3 rRNA genes are annotated in these 5,541 nt (G+C 56.9%); all 3 read left to right on the top strand.

Annotated features, from left to right (window positions below):
• The first annotated feature begins 262 nt into the window (after positions 1 to 262).
• Positions 263 to 1,783, top strand: a 16S ribosomal RNA gene (locus H9652_RS19385).
• A 399-nt stretch (positions 1,784 to 2,182) separates the two neighbouring features.
• A 23S ribosomal RNA gene (locus tag H9652_RS19380) occupies positions 2,183 to 5,290 on the top strand.
• Between the two features lie 90 nt (positions 5,291 to 5,380).
• Positions 5,381 to 5,497, top strand: a 5S ribosomal RNA gene (rrf, locus tag H9652_RS19375).
• Together the 16S, 23S and 5S rRNA genes form the textbook arrangement of a ribosomal RNA operon.
• Positions 5,498 to 5,541: the final 44 nt, after the last annotated feature.

The raw sequence follows: 5,541 nt of genomic DNA, 5'->3' as shown, positions 1-5,541 counted from the left end.
AAGTTGCCCCGAGTGAAGGCCCCTGGTGGGTTGGAGTCGGTGCGTGTCGGTTGCTTGAGAACTCAACAGTGTGCTTGATAGTTAATGCCAATTGTCCTGCGTGGGCGTGTGGCGCGCATCGTTTGGTGTGTGTTGTGTGTTCGTGTGGAGACTGCTTATTTGGTATGAATTGAAAACGTCATGTTTTCGGTTTGTAGCCATGATTATGGACCTTCGGGTCCGCTTCGTATGGTTGTTAATCCTTCGGGGTTGATAGCAAACATTTACGGAGAGTTTGATCCTGGCTCAGGACGAACGCTGGCGGCGTGCTTAACACATGCAAGTCGAACGGTGATGCCCAGCTTGCTGGGCGGATCAGTGGCGAACGGGTGAGTAACACGTGAGTAACCTGCCCCAGACTCCGGGATAAGCCTTGGAAACGAGGTCTAATACTGGATACGAGATGCCCCTGCATGGGGAGTGTCTGGAAAGATTTATCGGTCTGGGATGGACTCGCGGCCTATCAGCTTGTTGGTGGGGTAATGGCCTACCAAGGCGACGACGGGTAGCCGGCCTGAGAGGGCGACCGGCCACACTGGGACTGAGACACGGCCCAGACTCCTACGGGAGGCAGCAGTGGGGAATATTGCACAATGGGCGAAAGCCTGATGCAGCGACGCCGCGTGAGGGATGAAGGCCTTCGGGTTGTAAACCTCTTTCAGCAGGGAAGAAGCGCAAGTGACGGTACCTGCAGAAGAAGCGCCGGCTAACTACGTGCCAGCAGCCGCGGTAATACGTAGGGCGCAAGCGTTGTCCGGAATTATTGGGCGTAAAGAGCTCGTAGGCGGTTTGTCGCGTCTGGTGTGAAAACTCAAGGCTCAACCTTGAGCTTGCATCGGGTACGGGCAGACTAGAGTGCGGTAGGGGTGACTGGAATTCCTGGTGTAGCGGTGGAATGCGCAGATATCAGGAGGAACACCGATGGCGAAGGCAGGTCACTGGGCCGCAACTGACGCTGAGGAGCGAAAGCATGGGGAGCGAACAGGATTAGATACCCTGGTAGTCCATGCCGTAAACGTTGGGCACTAGGTGTGGGGCTCATTCCACGAGTTCCGTGCCGCAGCAAACGCATTAAGTGCCCCGCCTGGGGAGTACGGCCGCAAGGCTAAAACTCAAAGGAATTGACGGGGGCCCGCACAAGCGGCGGAGCATGCGGATTAATTCGATGCAACGCGAAGAACCTTACCAAGGCTTGACATACACCGGAAACTTCCAGAGATGGTTGCCCCGCAAGGTCGGTGTACAGGTGGTGCATGGTTGTCGTCAGCTCGTGTCGTGAGATGTTGGGTTAAGTCCCGCAACGAGCGCAACCCTCGTCTTATGTTGCCAGCACGTCATGGTGGGGACTCATAAGAGACTGCCGGGGTCAACTCGGAGGAAGGTGGGGATGACGTCAAATCATCATGCCCCTTATGTCTTGGGCTTCACGCATGCTACAATGGCCGGTACAAAGGGCTGCGATACCGCGAGGTGGAGCGAATCCCAAAAAGCCGGTCTCAGTTCGGATTGGGGTCTGCAACTCGACCCCATGAAGTCGGAGTCGCTAGTAATCGCAGATCAGCAACGCTGCGGTGAATACGTTCCCGGGCCTTGTACACACCGCCCGTCAAGTCACGAAAGTCGGTAACACCCGAAGCCGGTGGCCCAACCCTTGTGGAGGGAGCTGTCGAAGGTGGGACTGGCGATTGGGACTAAGTCGTAACAAGGTAGCCGTACCGGAAGGTGCGGCTGGATCACCTCCTTTCTAAGGAGCATCACTCACAGCCGGCGCCCCTGGGTGCTGGTTGTGCAGAGGCCATGGCACTCGCCGAACGCGTGGGTGGATGGTTGCTCAAGGGTGGAACATTAACGAAGAGCTCGTCCATGACGGTTCGTGTCAGTACCTGTCCATCTTCGGGTGGGTGGTGGAACATCACGGGTACGGGGGAGGGGTTTGCCAAGCACACTGTTGGGTCCTGAGGGAACCGCCCGCATGGGTGGGGTCGCTCTGAACGGGCCATCGCGTCTCCTGGGTGAACCGCCAACCGGTTGTGTTGGTAGGCCGTGGGAGCGGGTGGGATCGTCCGTAGCTTGAGAACTGCACAGTGGACGCGAGCATCTTTGTAAGATCAAAGATTTATCTTTGTTCTCTGCAATTTTTTGTTGTCAAGTTTTTAAGGGCACAGGGTGGATGCCTTGGCACTAGGAGCCGATGAAGGACGTTGTAGCCTGCGATAAGCCTCGGGGAGTTGGCAAACGAACCGTGATCCGAGGATCTCCGAATGGGGAAACCCCGCTGGAGTCATGTCCAGTGACCCGCACCTGAATATATAGGGTGTGTGGAGGGAACGTCGGGAAGTGAAACATCTCAGTACCGACAGGAAGAGATATTCCGTGAGTAGTGGCGAGCGAAAGCGGAACAGGCCAAACCGTTCATGTGTGATAGCTACCAGGCGTTGCATGGGCGGGGTTGTGGGACCTTTCAGACCGGGCTGGTACCCGGTCAGGGAGTCAGAAAGTCGCGTTATAGTCGAAGGGCATTGAAAGGCCCGGCACAGAGGGTGCGACCCCCGTAGACGAAATGACGTGGCCTCCCGAAGGGGATCCCAAGTAGCACGGGGCCCGAGAAATCCCGTGTGAATCCGGCAAGACCACTTGCTAAGCCTAAATACTACCTAGTGACCGATAGCGGACCAGTACCGTGAGGGAAAGGTGAAAAGTACCCCGGGAGGGGAGTGAAATAGTACCTGAAACCGTGTGCCTACAATCCGTTGGAGCCTCCCTAGCAGGGGTGACAGCGTGCCTTTTGAAGAATGAGCCTGCGAGTTAGTGCTCAGTGGCAAGGTTAACCCGTGTGGGGAAGCCGTAGCGAAAGCGAGTCTGAATAGGGCGAATGAGTCGCTGGGTCTAGACCCGAAGCGAAGTGATCTAGCCATGGGCAGGTTGAAGCGTGGGTAAGACTACGTGGAGGACCGAACCCACCAGGGTTGAAAACCTGGGGGATGACCTGTGGTTAGGGGTGAAAGGCCAATCAAACTTCGTGATAGCTGGTTCTCCCCGAAATGCATTTAGGTGCAGCCTCGCGTGTTTCTTGCCGGAGGTAGAGCTACTGGATGGCCGATGGGCCCTACAAGGTTACTGACGTCAGCCAAACTCCGAATGCCGGTAAGTGAGAGCGCGGGAGTGAGACTGCGGGGGATAAGCTCCGTAGTCGAGAGGGAAACAGCCCAGACCACCAGCTAAGGCCCCTAAGCGTGTGCTAAGTGGGAAAGGATGTGGAGTTGCACAGACAACCAGGAGGTTGGCTTAGAAGCAGCCACCCTTGAAAGAGTGCGTAATAGCTCACTGGTCAAGTGATTCCGCGCCGACAATGTAGCGGGGCTCAAGTACACCGCCGAAGCTGTGGCATTCACACAAACGCTAGGCCTTCGTGGTCCAGGCGTGTGGATGGGTAGGGGAGCGTCGTGTGGGCAGTGAAGTCGCGGGGTAACCCAGCGGTGGAGCCTACACGAGTGAGAATGCAGGCATGAGTAGCGAAAGACGGGTGAGAAACCCGTCCGCCGAATGACCAAGGGTTCCAGGGCCAGGCTAATCCGCCCTGGGTAAGTCGGGACCTAAGGCGAGGCCGACAGGCGTAGTCGATGGACAAGGAGTTGATATTCTCCTACCGGCGAAGAACCGCCCATACCGAACCCGGTGATGCTAAGCGCCCTTAACCCGCACCGTCTCCTTCGGGAGACATCGCGGGAGCGGCGCGCGACCCGAACCGGTACTAGGTAAGCGTATTAACAGGGGTGACGCAGGAAGGTAGCCCAGCACGGCGATGGTTGACCGTGTCCAAGGTTGTAGGGCGAACAGTAGGCAAATCCGCTGTTCACATAGCCTGAGAACTGATAGATAGCGCGTATGCGCGAATTGGGTGATCCTATGCTGCCAAGAAAAGCCTCGGCGCGAGGTTCTAGCCGCCCGTACCCTAAACCGACTCAGGTGGTCAGGTAGAGAATACTAAGGCGATCGAGAGAATCGTGGTTAAGGAACTCGGCAAAATGCCCCCGTAACTTCGGGAGAAGGGGGGCCCGATGCGTGACGGAACTAGCTTCCCGAGCGTTGACGGCCGCAGAGACCAGGGAGAAGCGACTGTTTACTAAAAACACAGGTCCGTGCGAAGTCGCAAGACGATGTATACGGACTGACGCCTGCCCGGTGCTGGAAGGTTAAGAGGACGGGTCAGCTCTTCGGAGCGAAGCTCAGAATTTAAGCCCCAGTAAACGGCGGTGGTAACTATAACCATCCTAAGGTAGCGAAATTCCTTGTCGGGTAAGTTCCGACCTGCACGAATGGCGTAACGACTTCTCCGCTGTCTCAACCGCGAACTCGGCGAAATTGCACTACGAGTAAAGATGCTCGTTACGCGCAGCAGGACGGAAAGACCCCGGGACCTTTACTATAGCTTGGTATTGGTGTTCGGTGCGGCTTGTGTAGGATAGGTGGGAGACTGTGAAGCATGCACGCCAGTGTGTGTGGAGTCAACGTTGAAATACCACTCTGGTCGCTCTGGATATCTAACCTCGGTCCGTAATCCGGATCAGGGACAGTGCCTGGTGGGTAGTTTAACTGGGGCGGTTGCCTCCTAAAATGTAACGGAGGCGCTCAAAGGTTCCCTCAGCCTGGTTGGCAATCAGGTGTCGAGTGCAAGTGCACAAGGGAGCTTGACTGTGAGACTGACAGGTCGAGCAGGGACGAAAGTCGGAACTAGTGATCCGGCGGTGGCTTGTGGAAGCGCCGTCGCTCAACGGATAAAAGGTACCCCGGGGATAACAGGCTGATCTTGCCCAAGAGTCCATATCGACGGCATGGTTTGGCACCTCGATGTCGGCTCGTCGCATCCTGGGGCTGGAGTAGGTCCCAAGGGTTGGGCTGTTCGCCCATTAAAGCGGTACGCGAGCTGGGTTTAGAACGTCGTGAGACAGTTCGGTCCCTATCCGCTGCGCGCGCAGGAAACTTGAGAAGGGCTGTCCCTAGTACGAGAGGACCGGGACGGACGAACCTCTGGTGTGCCAGTTGTTCCGCCAGGAGCACGGCTGGTTAGCTACGTTCGGAAGGGATAACCGCTGAAAGCATCTAAGCGGGAAGCCTGCTTCAAGATGAGGTTTCCATCCCCGCAAGGGGGAGAGGCTCCCAGCTAGACCACTGGGTAGATAGGCCGGATGTGTAAGGCAGGACTAAAGACTGCTGAAGCTGACCGGTACTAATAAGCCGACAACTTGATAACACACAAACTTTTGCTACGCGTCCACTGTGCGGTTCCCGAGATACGGGCACACCCCCACGTAACCGGGGGACCCGAACATCTCCATAGAGTTACGGCGGTCATAGCGAGAGGGAAACGCCCGGTCCCATTCCGAACCCGGAAGCTAAGCCTCTCAGCGCCGATGGTACTGCCCTGGAGACGGGGTGGGAGAGTAGGTCGCCGCCGGACAACCATTCACCAAAGGCCCACCCCAACAGGGGTGGGCCTTTGGC

This window comes from Oerskovia rustica (assembly GCF_014836555.1).
Taxonomy (GTDB): Bacteria; Actinomycetota; Actinomycetes; order Actinomycetales; family Cellulomonadaceae; genus Oerskovia; species Oerskovia rustica.
This window is presented reverse-complemented; position numbering and strand designations above follow the sequence as displayed.